The sequence below is a fragment of the Amycolatopsis japonica genome (assembly GCF_000732925.1).
Taxonomy (GTDB): Bacteria; Actinomycetota; Actinomycetes; order Mycobacteriales; family Pseudonocardiaceae; genus Amycolatopsis; species Amycolatopsis japonica.
Genome location: NZ_CP008953.1, coordinates 4,293,616 through 4,309,580, shown reverse-complemented (window position 1 = coordinate 4,309,580; position 15,965 = coordinate 4,293,616). Strand labels below are relative to the sequence as shown.

The following is a 15,965-nucleotide window of genomic DNA, read 5'->3' as shown; positions in this document are numbered from 1 at the left end:
GCTGTGTCACCGACCACTACGGTCACATCCGGACGCAAGAACGCAAGCGGGGAACACAGGAGGCACGAGTGACCGAGCCCGGCTACGCCGACGGCGCGCAGCAGCAGCCCGGAACGCCGGCGCGGGACGCCCAGTTGCTGGAGCGGACCGTGTTCGAGGTCAAGCGGATCATCGTCGGCCAGGACAGGCTGGTCGAGCGGATGCTGGTCGGCCTGCTGGCCAGGGGACACCTTCTGCTCGAAGGTGTGCCCGGTGTCGCGAAGACCCTCGCCGTCGAGACCTTCGCGCGAGTGGTCGGCGGCTCGTTCTCGCGCGTGCAGTTCACCCCGGACCTGGTCCCCGCCGACATCCTCGGCACCCGGATCTACCGGCAGGGCGCCGAGCGGTTCGACGTCGAACTCGGCCCGGTGGTGGCGAACTTCGTGCTCGCCGACGAGATCAACCGCGCGCCCGCCAAGGTGCAGTCGGCGATGCTGGAGGTGATGGCCGAGCGGCACGTGTCGATCGGCGGCCAGACCTTCCCGATGCCCGACCCGTTCCTCGTGCTCGCCACGCAGAACCCGATCGAGAACGAGGGTGTTTACCCGCTGCCCGAGGCGCAGCGCGACCGCTTCCTGTTCAAGATCGTCGTCGAGTACCCGACGGCCGAGGAAGAGCGCGAGATCATCTACCGGATGGGTGTCACCCCGCCCACCCCGCAAGAGGTGCTCAGCCCGGCCGAGCTGGTGCGGCTGCAGAACGTCGCTTCGCAGGTCTTCGTGCACCACGCGCTCGTCGACTACGTCGTGCGCCTCGTGCTCACCACCCGTACGCCGAACGACCACGGCCTCGCCGACGTCGCGGGCTGGGTGTCCTACGGCGCCTCGCCGCGTGCCAGCCTCGGCATCATCGCCGCGGCCCGCGCGCTGGCGCTGGTCCGCGGGCGGGACTACGTGCTGCCGCAGGACGTCGTCGACGTCGTTCCCGACGTGCTGCGTCACCGGCTCGTGCTGTCCTACGACGCGCTGGCCGACGGCGTCCCCATCGACCACATCATCACGCGGGTGCTGCAGACCGTGCCGCTGCCGCAGGTCTCGGCCCGTCCGCAGGGCGGCGCCGGGCAGGGCGGCCCGGTCCCGGCCGGCGCACCCGTCAGGTAAGGAATCCGAGTGAAGAACGAGAAGGGCGAACGTCCTTCCTGGGCTCCGCCGGTACTCCGCGGGGAGCGGATGGAGGCGGGCCTGCGCACGCTCGAACTCGACGTGCGCCGCCGTCTCGACGGGCTGCTGCAGGGAAACCATCTCGGCCTGGTGCCGGGGCCCGGTTCGGAACCGGGGGAGGCCCGGCCGTACCAGCCCGGTGACGACGTCCGCCGGATGGACTGGGCGGTCACCGCGCGCACGACGAGCCCGCATATCCGGGAGACCGTCGCCGACCGCGAACTGGAGACGTGGCTGGTGGCGGACGTGTCCGCCAGTCTCGACTTCGGCACGGCGCTGTGCGAGAAACGCGACCTGGTCGTCTGCGCGACGGCCGCGGTCGCGCATCTGACCGGCGGTGGCGGCAACCGGATCGGCGCGCTCGTCTCCAACGGAGCGGGCAGCATCACGCGTATCCCGGCGCGCGGCGGGCTCCCGCACGCGCGGGGGCTGGTCCGCAAGATCGCCGAGACCCCGCGTGCCGAGGAAGGTGTCCGCGGGGATCTCGCCGCGGCACTGGAGAAACTGCGCCGTCCGCCGCGTCGTCGCGGGCTCGCCGTCGTGATCTCCGACTTCCTCGGCGACACCGAATGGCAGCGTCCGTTGCGGGCGCTCGGCGGGCACCACGACCTCATCGCCATCGAAGTCCTCGACCCGCGCGACATCGACCTGCCCGACGTGGGCACCGTCGTGCTGGCCGACCCGGAGACAGGGAAACAGCGCGAAGTGCACGCTTCGGCCTTGCTGCGCAAGGAATTCGGCGCCGCGGCGCACGCACACCGGCAGGAGGTCGCGGCCGCGCTGCGCCGGGCCGGTGCCGCGCATCTGGTGCTGCGCACCGATTCGGACTGGATCGCCGACATGGTCCGGTTCGTGGTCGCCCGCAAGCGCCGCTGGTCCGGTGGTGTCGCGTGAGCCTCACCGGATTCGCGTCGCCGTGGTGGTTCCTGCTGCTGCTGGCGGTCGCCGCGGTGGCCGTCGGCTACGTGCTGTCCCAGCGCGCGCGGCGCAAGCGCACCATGCGGTTCGCCAACCTGGAACTGCTGGAGAAGGTCGCGCCGAAGAGCCAGGGATGGGTGCGGCACGTTCCCGCGATCCTGATCGTGCTCTCGCTGCTGGTGCTCACCGTCGCGCTCGCCGGTCCGACGGCAGAGCAGAAGGTGCCCCGCAACCGGGCCACCGTGATGCTGGTGATCGACACCTCGCTGTCGATGGAGGCGACCGACGTCGCCCCGACCCGGCTGAAGGCGGCGCAGGAGTCGGCGCGGTCGTTCGCGCAGAACATGACTCCCGGCGTGAACCTCGGGCTGATCTCCTTCGCGGGGACGGCGACCGTGCTGGTCGCGCCGACCACCGATCGCGGTGGCGTGGTGAAGGCGATCGACAACCTGAAGCTGGCCCAGTCGACGGCCACCGGGGAAGGGATCTTCGCCGCGTTGCAGTCGATCGAGAGCTTCTCGGCGATCGTCGGTGGCGCGGAGGGCCCGCCGCCCGCCCGGATCGTCCTGATGAGTGACGGCAAGCAGACCGTCCCGGACGACCTGTACGCCCCGCGTGGCGGCTATACGGCTGCTCAGGCGGCGAAGCAGGCTCAGGTCCCGATCTCGTCGATCTCGTTCGGCACCACGCACGGTTCGGTCGACATCGACGGCAAACCGCAGGACGTGAAGGTCGACGACGAATCGCTGGAGGAGATCGCGCGGCTTTCGGGCGGCGACTTCTACAAGGCGGCGAGCGCGGACGAGCTGAAACGCGTGTACGACGACCTCGGCGAGCAGATCGGGTACGAGCTCAAGGACGCCGACGCGAGTCGTCCTTGGGTCATCCTGGGGACGTTGGTGCTGATGATCGGTGCCGCGGCTTCGCTCTTCCTGGGGCAGCGATTGCCTTAGATGGGCTTTTCGACCGAGTTCGGGCCGAAGCCGGTGTTGCGAAAGCCACTTTCGCAACGTTGAAGGTTGCGAAAGTGGCTTTCGCAACGCGGTCCGGCTCGGGGACTGATCACAGGCTCGCCAACTGCCATGCCGACGGCGTGGTGAAGGCCCCCTTCACTACCTTCAGGGTAGGCAAGGAGGCCTTCACCACGCCGTCGGCGGGCGGCTCGGCGACGCGCCATCGTCGAGCACGACTTGCCACCCGGCGGCCCGTATGTGTTGCCTGATTCGGCCCCCGAGCGTGCTATGAAAGGTCCTTTCCTTGCAAAATTTGCAAGGAAAGGACCTTTCATGGCATTCGGGAGCGGGCGGCTACGGGGTCGCGAAGCCGTTCTGCCGCCAAGCCTCGTACACGCTGATAGCGGCGGTGTTCGAAAGGTTCAGCGACCGGCTCGACGGCAGCATCGGCAGCCGTACCCGGTCGGTCACCTCAGCCGACTCCTGCACGTCACGAGGCAGCCCCGCCGACTCCGGCCCGAACATCAGGACGTCGCCGGGCTCGTACGCGACGTCGGTGTGCAGCCGCGTCGCCGAAGCGCTGAACGCGTAGACCCGGGCGGGTAACAGGGCCGCCCACGCCGCGTCGAGATCCGCGTGGACGTGGACGCGCGCGAGGTCGTGGTAGTCGAGCCCGGCGCGCCGTAACTGCTTGTCCTCCAGCGTGAAACCGAGCGGCTCCACCAAATGGAGCTCGCAGCCGGTGTTCGCGGTCAAGCGGATCGCGTTACCCGTGTTGGGCGGGATTTCGGGGCGGTAGAACAGGATGCGGAACACGAGGGTTGATCGTCTTTCGTTCACGGGCGCTTCGCCTGAGCGCGGCCGGGCGGCCATCAAGCCGGACGAGCATGAGGCCCGCCCGTGACCATCCCACCACAGGAGGGCTTACATGCCTTCGCTCCCTCACCCCCTGTCGCGGCGTCGCTTCCTCGGTTATGGCTCCGCCGGCGCGGCCGCCGTCCTGCTGGGGACCGGTGCCTGGAACGCCGCCGGCGCGATGCCACTCGCTCGCGGTGCCGGCGACCCGTTCACCCTCGGTGTCGCGTCGGGCGATCCGTTGCCCGGCGGTGTCGTGCTCTGGACCAGGCTCGCGCCGAAGCCCTACGAGGCCGACGGGTTCGGCGGTATGCCGCGCACGCCGGTCCGTGTCGAGTACGAAGTGTCGCTGGACGAGCGTTTCCGCGCCGTCGTCCGCCGCGGGTCCGTGGTCGCCACGCCCGAACTCGGTCACTCCGTGCACCCCGAGGTCCACGGTCTCGCGCCGGATCACGAGTACTTCTACCGCTTCCGCACGGGCGGCGTGATCTCGCCGGTCGGGCGCACCCGGACGGCTCCGGTCGCCTGGTCGTCGCCTCGTGAGCTGAACTTCGCGTTCGCGTCCTGCCAGAACTGGGAGGCCGGGCACTTCACCGCGTACGACCACATGGCGGCCGAGGACCTCGACCTGGTCGTGCACCTGGGGGACTACCTCTACGAAAGCGGTGTCACCGGTGTCGGCCGCGGGACGCCGGTGGGATCGCAGTTCAAGGGCGAGACCTTCGACCTGGCCCGCTACCGGCTCCAGTACGCGCTCTACAAGTCCGAAGCGCCGTTGATGGCCGCGCACGCCGCCTTCCCGTGGATCCACGTCAACGACGACCACGAGGTCGAGAACAACTGGGCGGGCGACATCTCGCAGATCGACAAGGAACCGGACCAGGACCGCGCGGTGTTCCGGCAGCGGCGGGCCGAGGCGTTCCAGGCGATGTACGAGCACCTGCCGTACCGCATCGCCCAGCTGCCGAAGGGGCCGGACGCGCGGCTTCACCGGCGCCTCAGCTACGGCACGCTGGCCGATTTCACCATGCTCGACACCCGCCAGTACCGCGACGACCAGCCGTGCGGCGACGGTCAGTCGGCGAACTGCACCGAGCGGTTCGACGAGAACCGCACCCTGCTCGGCTCGGAGCAGCGGACGTGGCTGCTCGACGGGTTCTCGCGGTCCCGCGCGCGGTGGCAGATCCTCGGCAACCAGGCGCCGATGGGCCAGACCGACACCGACGCGGGCGAGGCGACGAACGTCTACCTCGACCCGTGGGACGGCTACGTCGCCGACCGCGACCGCGTGCTCGCCGCGGCGCAGGACCGCGGGGTGCGGAACCTGGTGGTCATCACCGGCGACAGGCACCAGAACTACGCCTGGGACCTCAAGCGCGACTTCAACGACCCCGGTTCGCCCACCGTGGCGAGCGAGTTCGTCGGGACGTCGATCACCAGCGGTGGCAACGGCGCGGACATGACGCCCGGCGGTGAGACCCTGCTGAAGGCCAACCCGCACATGAAGTTCTTCAACAGCCAGCGGGGCTACGTCCGAGTGAACGTCAACCGGCAGCGCTGGCGGAGTGACTTCCGGGTGGTGCCGTTCGTCAACACCCCCGGAGCGCCGATCAGCACGCGGGCCAGTTACGTCGTCGAAGATCGGCGGCCCGGCGTTCAGTCCGCCTGAGCGGGCACGAAGGCGGCGTACGCCTCGCGTACCGCCGCGGGCGGCGCCGCCTTCGTGAGCGTCGACGGGTCGACGAAGACGTAGCGGGTCTTGACTTCCGCGCACAGCCGGCCGTCGCGGGTGATCTCGAAGTCGATGATCAGCGACGTGGTGCCGAGGTGGTTCAGGTACACGGCGACGACCAGTTCGTCGTCGTAACGGCACGGCGCGCGGTAGCGGAGATTCGATTCGGCGACGACGACGTCCACACCGGCGGCCAGCGCCTCCTGGTGGGAGCCGAAAAGGGCTTTCTCCGCCTCGAACATGGCCATGTCCACATAGGCGAGGTAGTGCGCGTTGAACACGATGCCCTGCCCGTCGCATTCGTGGTAGCGCACGCGCAGTGGCATCTCGACGATCGGTTTCCGTGGCTCTGTCACGGTTCCAACCTACGTGAAGGCCCCCTTCCCTCGGCTGAGCCGAGGGAAGGGGGCCTTCACGCGCGTCCGGTCAGTCGATGAAATCGATGTTCGGATGACGCGGCGACTCGCCGTCGAGCAGGTGCCGGTCCCGGCCCTTCAGGTGCAGATCGAAGAACGCGCCGATGTAGTCCCGCTGCGCGGCCACGGAACGGCGGGGATCGATGGTGCCGATGACCGCCTCCCGCTTGTCCGGCGTCACACGCGAACCGAGCTGCGGCACGACGACCTGCAGATCGCTGTAGGCCATGTGCGTGCTGCCGCCGCGCAGGTACAGATCACGCTTCCAGCCCCGCTGGTTGGCCCAGAAATCCGCCCAGCTGCGGTCGAATTCGGGATGCCGGTGCGTGTGTTCGAGCGGTTTGCCGGTCTCGTCGGTGCCCTCGGCGCCCATCAGCATGAACGGCCGGTCGAGACCGCGTTTGGTGACCTCTCCTGGCACGTAGACGCTGCCTGGCGGGTAGCCGATCGCGCTCGCCATCGCGCCGTCGAGGTTGATCCCGGCATCGACGCGGCGGTCGTGGACCATCGTCTCGCCGGCGGTGAACCCGCCGTAGGAATGGCCGTAGGCGCCGACCCTGGACAGGTCGAGCGACCAGCCGAGCCCGCGGGGGAGCGGCCGGTTCTCCGCGTCCGGGTTCTGCCCGCGAGTGATCTTCGCCAGCTGGTCGAGGACGAACCGGCTGTCGGCGACGCGGGCGTCGAGCGCCTTCTTCATGAACTCGGGACCTTCGCCCGAGACGGCCGTTTCGAGCCGTCCGCCGGGGAACTCGACCGCGGCGCTCTCGTAGGTGTGCGAAAGCGAGACGACCACGTAACCGCGGCTGGCCAGGTCGTCGACGATCGCCGTGTACGTCTCGCGAGGGCCGCCGAAGCCCGGGGAGAAGAGCGTGACGGGCTTCGGCGCGCCGTGCGCCACGGGCACGCCGAGTTCGGCCCGCCGCTTCGCCGAGGCCCAGTCGATGGAGCCCGCCGGCAGACCGAGGTAGTCCTCGCTCGCCAGCACCTGGTCGAGGACGGAACCCACCCCGGGCGCGAGCCACGGCGCTCGCGGGCCGTCGGCGAACCGGTCCGCCGGATAGGTGACGGTGACCATGAGCTCCCGTCGCCGCTCCGGTTTCCACGGATCCGGGCGGGACGGGTCGACGAGGTGGAGGTCGGTGGTGCCGACGTCGTAGGGGCCGGTGAGGGCCGGTGCGGTGAGCTTGGCCTGGTCGGCCGCGACGGCGGGGGCCGCCGTGGCGAGCCCGCCCGCGAGCGCGAGGCCCGCGATCAGCGCCGAACCCCGCACCACCCTGGTGTGTCTCGATGACACTGTCCTATGTCGGCCATGTTGCGACGACCGCATGAATCCGCCCACTGCTGGAGTCCTTTCGGATCGGGGCGGCCCGATGGCCGCCTGTTTCCGACCCTGGCAGCGCCCGGGTGCGACGCGCATCCCTCTGGAGATGGAGCCGTGATCACCCGTGCAGGGCACGGTAGGCCGAGGCGGCTCCGGGATGCAGCGGGACCTTCCCGGTACCGATCAGCGTGCGGACGTCGAGGAACTGCGTTCCCACCGCGGCCGCGGGGACGAGGTCGGCGGCGTGCGCGGCCAGCACGCGTGCCACCGCGGCCGCGACGTCGTCGGGCAATGACGGTGCGGCCAGCAGCAGGTTCGCGACGCCGATAGTCCGCAGCTCGCCGACGCCCTGATAGGCCTGCGCCGGTACGTGGACCTGGTCGTACACGGGTCCGTAGCCGGCGCGCAGGGCGGGAAGGTGCCCGTCGAGCGGGAGGAGCGTGATCGGGGTGGTGCGGTTCAGTTCGGTGAGCGCGGGGGTCGGGATCCCGCCGGACCAGAGCAGCGCGTCGACCTCGTGCGCGGCCAGCGCGTTGATCGCTTCGCCCAGGAGCAGGTTCTTCGCCTTCACGGGCACTCCGGCGCGGGCGAACAGACGCGAGCTGAACACCGCGACGCCGGACCCGCTCGCGCCCATCGCCACCGGCCGTCCGGACAGATCGGCGAGCGACCGCACACCGCCGTCCACCCGGACGACGAGCTGGTGGTAGTTCTCGTAGACGCGGCCGATGGCCGAGAACGCGATCGGGACGGAGAACGGCTCCGCGCCGAGGAAAGCGGACTCGGCGACGTCTCCGAGGACGAGCCCGAGATCGGCCCTGCCGTCCCGCAGCCGCCGCAGGTTCTCGACGCTGGCCTCGGTGGCGACGGCGCTCGCCCGCAGCCGTGGTTCCGCCCGGTTCAATTGCTGGGCCAGGAGTTCCGCGAAGGCCAGATAGAAGCCGCCGCTCTCGCCCGCCGCGATGACGACCTCTCGCTCCTGGCCCCGGTAGCCCGCGGTCGAACAGCCCGCGAGCGTCGCGAGCCCGGCGAGGAGCGCGGTGCGCCTGGTGACGGTCATGGTTTTTCCCCTGCCGCGAGAGGGAGTTCGACGCGGACTTCGAGGCCGTGCGGTTCCGCCTCGCGCAGTTCGAGTTTCCCGCCCCTGGCGAGTACGTGCTGGCTCGCGATCGCGAGGCCGAGACCCGTGCCGCGCGGGGCGCCGTCGCCACCGGCACGCCAGAAGCGTTCGGTCGCGCGTTCCCTGTCCTCTTCGGACAGTCCGGGACCGTTGTCGGACACGAAGAGCGTCGCCGTCGTCTCGCCGGTTTCGTAGCCGGTGGTGATCGTGGCGCCGCGTCCCGCGTAGTGCACCGCGTTGTCCAGCAGGACATCCAGCACTTGGGCCAGTTCGCTTTCCTCGCACCGCACCGGCACCGGCTCGTCGTGGCCTTCCGACGCCGCGAGGCCCACTCCCGCGTCTTCGGCCGAGGGCCGCCACGCGTCGACCCGTTCCGCCAGGACGGCGGGGAGATCGCAGGGTTCGTCGCCGGATTCGCCCGCGGCCAGCCGGGTCGCGGCGCTTTCGGCGAGCGCCAGCGCGAGCAGCCCGTCGAGCAGGGACTCCAGGCGCTCGACCTCGGCGACGGTCGCCCGGTAGGCCCGCTGGCCGTCGCCGTCGACCTGCGCGGCGAGCGAATCCACCCGCAACCGCAAGGCGGCCATGGGATTCCGCAGCTGATGCGACGCGTCCGCGACCAGCCGCCGCTGCTGTTCGGACGACTCGACGACGGCGTCGGACATCCGGTTGAACGATGTCGCGAGCGACCGCAGCTCCCGGGGCCCGGCCCGCTCGGGGACCTGCGCGCGATGTCCTTCGGTCACCGCCTGCACGCCGGTCTCCAGTTCGTGCAGCGGCCGCACCATCCAGCGGGCCAGCAGGACCGCGAGCAGGACGAACACGGCCGCGACCAGCACCGCGCCCGCGACGATCGCGGCCCAGCGGGCGGCGACGTCGGCCGCCGCCGTGGTCACCGACGCGCGGAGCACGACCACACCGGCCACCCGGGTCCCGGTGCCCACTGGACGGGCGAAATGGACCGGATCCGCCGACCACGGGCTGAGCTGCTCCGGCCCTTTCGCGGGCTGGTTGCGCAACGCGGCCTCGACGAGCGAGCGGACCACCGGTTCCGCGGCGGTCATCCCGCCGGTTTCGACCAGCGGTACGCCGCGCGCGTCGACCACCACGACCGCTTCGCCGTATAACGACGAATACCGCGCGGCGTCGACCGCCAGCGCGGTCGGGTCGGCGGCGTCGACCGCCTGCTGGGCGAGGACGACGAACCGGTCGACGTCGGCGTTGCGCGCGATCACGAGCTGCTGCGTGCGCTGTGCGGCCGTCGACCCGAACAGCGGGATCGCGAACGCGGCGACCACCGTCAGCGCGAGGGCGACGAGGACGACCAGCAGCCGGGTGCGCACCGGTCAGTCCCGGCCCAGCCGGTAGCCGAAACCCCGGATGGTGGTCAGCAGGCCCGGCCGGTCGAGCTTCGCGCGCAGCTGGGTCAGGTGCACGTCGAGCGAACGGGAGACGGCGAGGTACGCGTCGCCCCAGACCTCGTCCATCAGCTGCTGGCGGCTCACCGCGGTTCCCGGCCGGGCGGCGAGTACCGCCAGCACGGCGAATTCCTTGGCGGTGAGCCCGATGTCGTGCCCGCCGACCAGCACTCGCCGCGCGCCGAGGTCGATCTCGACGTCCTCGACACGTACGACACCGTCCTGCGGGGCCGCGGAGACGGAGGCACGGCGGACGACCGCGTCCATCCTCGCCAGCAGTTCGGCGAGACGGACGGGTTTGGTCAGGTAGTCGTCGGCACCGAGCCGCAGCCCGCGCACGACGGACCGTTCGTCCCCGCTCGCGGTGAGCACGAGCACCGGTACCGGCGACACCTGACGGACCTTCCTGAGCACGTCGAGCCCGTGCATGTCGGGCAGGTTGAGATCCAGCAGGATCACGTCGGCGGCGCGATGCCGGTGCAGCGCGTCGCTGCCGCGGATCGCGTGGGAGACGGTGTGGCCGCGTGACTGCAGCGCTTCGGCGAGCGCGTCGGCGACTCCGGCGTCGTCCTCGACGAGCAGCACCCGCACGGCCACACCTTCCCGCCTAGCCTTCGCGGCCGGACACGAGCTCGGGCTCGGGCCGCTTCTTCTTGTCCAGCTCCGAGGTCTTCGAGGTTTCCCGCATTGTGCCGTACACGATCAGCGACACCAGGACACAGCCCGCGACGTAGTAGAAGAACACCGATTCGTGGCCCGCGCCCTTGAGCGCCTGCGCGATGAGCTCGGCGGTGCCGCCGAAGATCGCCACGGTGAGCGCGTAGGGGAGACCGACGCCGATCGCGCGGATCTTCGTCGGGAACAGCTCCGCCTTCACGATCGCGTTGATCGAGGTGTACCCGGTGACGATCACCAGCCCGGCCAGCATCAGCAGGAAGGCGAGCACCGGCTGCTTCGTCCCGCCCATCAGCGTCATGATCGGGACGGTCAGCAGCGTGCCGGCGATCCCGAAGAACATCAGCAGCGGTCGGCGGCCGATGCGGTCGGAGAGCTTGCCCGCGAACGGCTGCAGGATCGCGGCGACGAGGATCGCGCAGAACAGGATCAGCGTGACCGTGCGGCGCGGGATGCCCGCGGTGTTCTCCATGAACTTCTGGCTGTAGGTGGCGAAGGTGTAGAACGACACCGTGCCGCCGAGGGTGAGGCCGACGACGAGCGCGATCTCCTTGGGGTACTTGATCAGCGCGCGCAGCGTGCCCTTGTCACCCGCGTCCTTGCCGGTGCCGGAGGCCTTGGTCTCCTCGAAACTGGCCGACTCGTCCATCCCGCGGCGCAGGATCATCACCACGACCGCGGCGAGCGCGCCGACGACGAAGGCGATCCGCCAGCCCCACGAGGTCAGCTGCTGCTCGGTCAGCACGGCCTGCAGGAGCAGCTGGAGGCCCAGCGCCAGCAGCTGGCCGCCGTACAGCGTCACGTACTGGAAGCTGGAGTAGAAGCCGCGCTTGCCCGGAGTGGCCACTTCGGACAGATAGGTCGCGGAGGTCGAATACTCGCCGCCGACCGAGAGTCCCTGGACGAGCCGGGCCACCAGCAGCAGGATCGGCGCGGCGATCCCGATCGAGGCGTAGGTCGGCGTCACGGCGATCATCAGCGACCCCGTCGCCATCAACGTGACGGAAAGCACGAGTGCGCTTCGTCGCCCGAACCGGTCGGCGAACCGGCCCAGCATCCAGCCGCCGAGTGGCCGCATGAGGAATCCGACCGCGAACACCGCCGCGGTGCCGAGGAAGGCCGCCGTCGTGTCCTTGGTGGGGAAGAAGGACTTCGCGAAGTACGTGGTGAAGGCGGCGTAGGCGTACCAGTCGTACCACTCGACCAGGTTGCCGATCGAGCCGCGCAGCACGTTGCCGACGACTCGACGTTCGCTCACGGGCGGCGACGCTTCGCCGATCCGGGTTGTCATCTTTGACCTCCTGTGTTCCGGCTCACGGTGAACAATCCGTGACCGCCGGGCAAGGTTTCGGCGCGGTTCCTAACATCCGCTTAGGACGGTCGTGGTTACCCGGAGGTAGGGGTGGCGCGGCTCCGGCGCGAACCTGACGAGCCGATAACCTCAGTGCCGTCAGCGCGACAGGACGAGGCGAGGAGAGCTCTGTGGGACGGTCGGTACTGGTCACCGGCGGCAACCGCGGCATCGGTTTGGCGATCGCGAAGGACCTCGCGGCGCAGGGGCACAAGGTCGCGATCACGCACCGCGGTTCCGGCGCGCCCGAAGGCCTCTTCGGGGTGCAGGCCGACGTCACGGACGCCGAGCAGATCGACGCCGCGTTCAAGCTCGTCGAGGAGCACCAGGGCCCGGTCGAGGTCCTCGTCGCGAACGCCGGGATGACCGACGACACCCTCCTCATGCGCATGAGCGAGGAGCAGTTCACCCGCGTGGTCGACGCCAACCTCACCGGCGCGTACCGGGTCGCCAAACGCGCCTCCCGCGGCATGCTGCGGGGCAAATGGGGCCGCTACATCTTCATCTCGTCCGTCGTGGGCCTCACCGGTTCGGCCGGTCAGGTCAACTACGCGGCCAGCAAGGCGGGCCTCGTCGGTCTCGCCCGCTCGCTCGCGCGTGAGCTGGGCTCGCGCAACATCACCTCGAACGTCATCGCGCCGGGCTTCGTCGCCACGGACATGACCGACGAGCTCGGCGAGGACCGCAAGAAGGAGATCCTCGCCCAGGTTCCCTCCGGCCGGTACGCCGAGCCGTCGGAGATCGCCGCCGCCGTCCGCTACCTCGCCTCCGAAGAGGCCGGTTACGTCAACGGTGCGGTGCTGCCGGTCGACGGCGGCCTCGGCATGGGCCACTGACGTCCCCGTTTTCCCGTACCGATCGCAAACCACTCCGGACTGGAGGTCCCGTGCCAGGACTGCTCGAAGGCAAGCGCCTGCTGATCACCGGCGTCATCACCGATGCCTCGCTCGCGTTCCACGCGGCCAAGATCGCGCAGCAGGAGGGCGCGAAGGTCGTGCTCACCGGCTTCGGCAGGCTGTCGCTCGTCGAGCGCATCGCCAAGCGGCTCCCCGAGCCGGCGCCGGTGCTGGAGCTGGACGTCACCAACCAGGAGCACCTCGACTCGCTCGCCGACCGCGTGCGTGAGCACGTCGACGGGCTCGACGGTGTGCTGCACTCGATCGGGTTCGCCCCGCAGTCGTGCCTCGGCGCGCCGTTCCTGGACGCCCCCGGCGAGGACGTGAAGGTGGCCGTCGACGTGTCGGCGTTCTCCTTCAAGGCTCTGGCCGTCGCGACGCTGCCGCTGCTCTCGCCCGGCTCGTCGATCGTCGGCATGGACTTCGACGCGCGCGTCGCGTGGCCCGTCTACAACTGGATGGGCGTGGCGAAGGCGGCGCTGGAGTCGGTGAACCGGTACCTGGCGCGCGACCTCGGCCCGAAGGGCATCCGGGTCAACCTGGTCAGCGCCGGTCCGATGAAGACCATGGCCGCGAAGTCGATCCCGGGCTTCTCCGAGCTGGAGGAGGGCTGGGGCGACCGCGCGCCGCTCGGCTGGGACAGCTCCGACCCGGACCCGACGGCGAAGTCCGTCTGCGCCGTCCTGTCGGACTGGCTGCCCGCCACCACCGGCTCGATGATCATGGTCGACGGCGGAGTGCACGCCCTCGGCATCTGAGTTCGCGAGTACATGAAGGCCCCCATCCTTGCGCCTGACGCAAGGATGGGGGCCTTCATGTACCTCAGGGCTGGACGGCGTTCGCGACGTGCCAGGAGTCCTCGAGCATCAGGTACTTGGTGATCCGGCCGTCGTCGTCCACTTCGAACTCGAGGCTGAAGGCCGTCTGGATCACCTTGCCGGTGCTGCGGATCGTCGAGCGCAGGCGGCCGACCGCGACCGCGTGCGGCCCGTCGACGAAGACGCGTTCGACGTCGAACCGGTCCTTGATCAGGCCCTTGTCGAGCAGGTCGTAGAACTCGCGGATCTCCGCCCGGTTCCGGCGCGGGCCGATCCAGGGGACCAGGTCCGTCGCGCCGGGGATGTCCCACGCGACACTGTCGGCGAAGAGTTCCGTGGCGCCGTCAGTGTCTCCTGTGGACATTCGGCGGAAGAACTCGTCGAGGGTGGCCTTGGTGCGTTCGGGCATGATTCTCCTTACTGGGTAACGGGTTCGCGGAGCAGACGGGTGTCGTCGGTGCGCTGGACACCGGCGGCGAAGGTGAGTGCGACGACGGTGGCGACCCCGAGCCCGACGCTCACCCACGCCACGCTCGGGTAGCCGAGACCGGCGTCGATCGACTCGCCGCCGAGCCACGGGCCGACGGTGTTGCCGACGTTGAACGCGGCGGTCGTGCTCGCGCCGACGAGCGTGGGCGCGTTGCCCGCCACGGCGAAGGCACGGACGTTCAAGGCGGGATTGACCCCGAATCCGGCGACGCCGAAGAGGAAGACGGCGAAGATCGCGACCGGCGTCGCCGGACCGGAGACCGCGAGCAGCACCAGGGCGAGCAGGGCGACGGCGAGGCCGCCGTAAAGGGTCGCGAAAGGCCTCGCGTCGGCGAGCCTGCCGCCGGCGGTGATGCCGATCAGCGCGCCGAGCCCGAACAGGGAGAGCACGCCCGGCACCCAGCTTTCCGGCAGCCCGGCGACCTCGGTCAGCAGGGGCGCGAGATAGCTGAAGGTCGCGAAGATCATCGCCTGCGCGAGCGCGATCACGCCGAGCGCCAGCCAGAAGCGGCCGCCCCGGTAGAGCCGCAGTTCGGTCGCGACGTCGGTCTCGTCCTCACCGTTCTGCGTCTCCGGGACCAGGGCGAAGACCCCGATCAGCGCGATCACGGTCAGCGCCGTGACCGCCCAGAACGCCGCCCGCCAGCCCGCGTGCTGGCCGAGGAAGGTCCCGGCGGGGACGCCGGCGATGTTCGCGACGGTGAGGCCGCCGACGAGGATGGCCAGCGCGCGGCCGCGGCGTTCGACCGGGACGAGCGCGACCGCGGTTGCCGCCGCGACCGCCCAGAAGCCGGCGCACGCGACCGCGCTGACGACGCGCGTCGCGAAGAGCAGGGCGTACCCCGAGCCCAGCGCGCCGACGACGTGCGAGAGCCCGAAGACGACGAGCAGGGCCATCAGGGTGGCGCGCCTCGGCACCCTCAGCGTCGCGATCGCGAGCAGGGGAGCGCCGACGACCATGCCGATCGCGAAGGCCGAGATGAGCAGCCCGGCCTCCGGGATGCCGACGTTCAGATCGGCCGCCATCCCCGGGAGCAGGCCGGTGATCATGAACTCGGAGGTGCCGAGCGCGAACACGCTCAGTCCGAGTACGCAGACCGCCAAAGGCACGGGAAATCCCTCCAGTTTTGTATCGTTCAGTCCAAAATGTGGGCAGCGTCGCGCACAAGGGTTCGTTCGGTCTACTTCGCGGCGATCGCGTCCACCGCGATGGCCGCGACGGCCTCCATGGCCGCTCGTCCGGCGCCGCGCCGGGACATCAGCCGGAGCCCGGCGACGGTGCTGTGCGCGAACTCGGCGACGGCGCCGGGCTCGCGGCGGGCGTCGATCGTCCCGTCCAGCTGCCCTTCCTTGGCACAGGCCGAAAGAAGGGCGATGTGCCGCCGGGTGTCGGCGTCGATCCGCGCCTTGATCTCGGGATCGCGCTCGCCGAACTCCGCCACCGTGTTGACCACGAGGCAGCCCCGGCCGGGATGCTCGACTTCCTCGTCGATCGTGTACGCGAACAGGGCGCGGAACCGCTCGACGCCGGTCCCGGATTCCTCCAGCAACGCGGTCCTGGCCGTGATCCCGCGTTCGGCGTAGTGGTCGAGTGCGCGCATGAACAATGCGTGCTTGCTGGTGAAGGTGTTGTAGATGCTGCTGCGGCCCAAACCGGTGGCTTGGCAGAGGGCCTGTGTCGACGTGCCCTCGTAACCGCGTGCCCAGAACGCGTCCATGGCGCGCCCGACCGCGGCGCGCTCGTCGAATTCCTTCGGCCTGGCCATGGAGGCGACCGTACCAGGTTTTGGATCGGTCGGTTCAAAAC

General features: G+C 70.1%; 16 protein-coding genes. 6 read left to right on the top strand and 10 right to left on the bottom strand.

What is annotated here, in order from left to right; translation table 11 throughout:
* Nucleotides 1-68: 68 nt before the first annotated feature.
* The 3 genes from AJAP_RS20055 (at nt 69) to AJAP_RS20045 (ending at nt 3,070) form a co-directional block, all read left to right on the top strand.
* The gene (locus AJAP_RS20055) at nt 69-1,139 is read left to right on the top strand and encodes an AAA family ATPase (protein WP_037305078.1); all 1,071 of its coding nucleotides are present in this window, start codon (nt 69-71) and stop codon (nt 1,137-1,139) included.
* A gap of 69 nt (nt 1,140-1,208) precedes the next feature.
* Complete coding sequence (locus AJAP_RS20050) at nt 1,209-2,093, top strand: DUF58 domain-containing protein (protein ID WP_225950060.1); 885 nt, start codon at nt 1,209-1,211, stop codon at nt 2,091-2,093.
* A complete protein-coding gene (locus AJAP_RS20045) occupies nt 2,090-3,070 on the top strand; it encodes a VWA domain-containing protein (protein ID WP_016334115.1) in 981 nt (326 codons plus the stop codon). Before AJAP_RS20050 ends, AJAP_RS20045 begins: the two co-directional genes overlap by 4 nt.
* 354 nt (nt 3,071-3,424) lie before the next feature.
* Here AJAP_RS20045 and AJAP_RS20040 read toward each other — a convergent pair whose 3' ends face one another.
* Complete coding sequence (locus AJAP_RS20040) at nt 3,425-3,886, bottom strand: tRNA (cytidine(34)-2'-O)-methyltransferase (RefSeq protein ID WP_038513977.1); 462 nt, start codon at nt 3,884-3,886, stop codon at nt 3,425-3,427.
* Between the two features lie 112 nt (nt 3,887-3,998).
* On the opposite strand from AJAP_RS20040, the gene AJAP_RS20035 reads away from it, so the two are divergent.
* Nucleotides 3,999-5,594, top strand: a complete 1,596-nt coding sequence (locus AJAP_RS20035; RefSeq protein WP_038513974.1) for an alkaline phosphatase D family protein — start codon at nt 3,999-4,001, stop codon at nt 5,592-5,594.
* On the opposite strand, the gene AJAP_RS20030 is transcribed toward AJAP_RS20035, so the two are convergent.
* From AJAP_RS20030 to AJAP_RS20005, 6 genes are all read right to left on the bottom strand, one after another.
* Nucleotides 5,582-6,013: an acyl-CoA thioesterase gene (locus tag AJAP_RS20030; RefSeq protein WP_038513971.1), complete on the bottom strand. Its 432-nt coding sequence runs from the start codon at nt 6,011-6,013 to the stop codon at nt 5,582-5,584. The genes AJAP_RS20035 and AJAP_RS20030 overlap by 13 nt on opposite strands.
* A 70-nt stretch (nt 6,014-6,083) precedes the next feature.
* The gene (locus tag AJAP_RS20025) at nt 6,084-7,346 is read right to left on the bottom strand and encodes an alpha/beta hydrolase family protein (RefSeq protein WP_084098258.1); all 1,263 of its coding nucleotides are present in this window, start codon (nt 7,344-7,346) and stop codon (nt 6,084-6,086) included.
* A 166-nt stretch (nt 7,347-7,512) separates the two neighbouring features.
* Entirely contained in the window at nt 7,513-8,454 is a 942-nt protein-coding gene (locus tag AJAP_RS20020) for a TAXI family TRAP transporter solute-binding subunit (protein ID WP_038513965.1), read from the bottom strand.
* On the bottom strand, nt 8,451-9,854 hold the full coding sequence (locus AJAP_RS20015; protein WP_038513963.1) for a sensor histidine kinase: 1,404 nt from the start codon (nt 9,852-9,854) through the stop codon (nt 8,451-8,453). Before AJAP_RS20015 ends, AJAP_RS20020 begins: the two co-directional genes overlap by 4 nt.
* 3 nt (nt 9,855-9,857) lie before the next feature.
* A complete protein-coding gene (locus tag AJAP_RS20010) occupies nt 9,858-10,526 on the bottom strand; it encodes a response regulator transcription factor (protein WP_083649726.1) in 669 nt (222 codons plus the stop codon).
* Nucleotides 10,527-10,536: 10 nt separating this feature from the next.
* On the bottom strand, nt 10,537-11,895 hold the full coding sequence (locus AJAP_RS20005; protein WP_038513961.1) for an MFS transporter: 1,359 nt from the start codon (nt 11,893-11,895) through the stop codon (nt 10,537-10,539).
* A 191-nt stretch (nt 11,896-12,086) separates the two neighbouring features.
* Here AJAP_RS20005 and fabG point away from each other — a divergent pair, with 191 nt between their 5' ends.
* Together fabG and fabI are read left to right on the top strand one after the other, a co-directional pair.
* A complete protein-coding gene (gene fabG / locus AJAP_RS20000; protein WP_016334125.1) occupies nt 12,087-12,791 on the top strand; it encodes a beta-ketoacyl-ACP reductase in 705 nt (234 codons plus the stop codon).
* A gap of 50 nt (nt 12,792-12,841) precedes the next feature.
* The gene (gene fabI, locus AJAP_RS19995; RefSeq protein ID WP_038513958.1) at nt 12,842-13,609 is read left to right on the top strand and encodes an enoyl-ACP reductase FabI; all 768 of its coding nucleotides are present in this window, start codon (nt 12,842-12,844) and stop codon (nt 13,607-13,609) included.
* A 64-nt stretch (nt 13,610-13,673) separates the two neighbouring features.
* Here the strand turns inward: fabI and AJAP_RS19990 are convergent, their stop codons facing one another.
* The 3 genes from AJAP_RS19990 to AJAP_RS19980 form a co-directional block, all read right to left on the bottom strand.
* On the bottom strand, nt 13,674-14,078 hold the full coding sequence (locus AJAP_RS19990; protein WP_038513956.1) for a nuclear transport factor 2 family protein: 405 nt from the start codon (nt 14,076-14,078) through the stop codon (nt 13,674-13,676).
* Nucleotides 14,079-14,086: 8 nt separating this feature from the next.
* Complete coding sequence (locus AJAP_RS19985) at nt 14,087-15,268, bottom strand: Cmx/CmrA family chloramphenicol efflux MFS transporter (protein WP_038513954.1); 1,182 nt, start codon at nt 15,266-15,268, stop codon at nt 14,087-14,089.
* 71 nt (nt 15,269-15,339) lie between these two features.
* Entirely contained in the window at nt 15,340-15,924 is a 585-nt protein-coding gene (locus AJAP_RS19980; RefSeq protein WP_038513951.1) for a TetR/AcrR family transcriptional regulator, read from the bottom strand.
* Nucleotides 15,925-15,965 lie beyond the last annotated feature (41 nt).